The sequence below is a fragment of the Sagittula salina genome, assembly GCF_017813235.1.
Lineage (GTDB): Bacteria > Pseudomonadota > Alphaproteobacteria > Rhodobacterales > Rhodobacteraceae > Sagittula > Sagittula salina.
This window is the reverse complement of record NZ_JAGISH010000066.1, coordinates 1-260: the sequence shown is the minus strand read 5'-3', so window position 1 is coordinate 260 and position 260 is coordinate 1. Positions and strand designations below refer to the sequence as shown.

General features: G+C 73.8%; 1 protein-coding gene. It reads left to right on the top strand.

Annotated elements, in window-relative coordinates; genetic code table 11:
• Positions 1-260, top strand: a 260-nt coding sequence (locus J5474_RS22585) for an aspartate/glutamate racemase family protein (protein ID WP_245216661.1), incomplete at both ends; no start/stop codon positions are given.

Here is a 260-nt window from a genome sequence, read left to right as displayed (position 1 = left end):
CAATACCACCGAGGCCATCACCGCGCTCTGCGCCGAGGCGGCGCGCGGGGCGGCCGGCCCAGGCACCGAGATCATCCCGGCCACGCCCCGCTTCGGGCCGGAGGTGATCTCCAGCCGGGCGGAGAATGTCATCGCCGGCCATGCGCTGCTGGAACTGCTGGCCGAGCATGCCGGGCAGGTGGATGGCGTGCTGCTCGCGGTCAGCCACGACACGGCGCTGGAGGCGGCGCGGCAGCTGATGCCCTGCCCGGTGGTGGGGA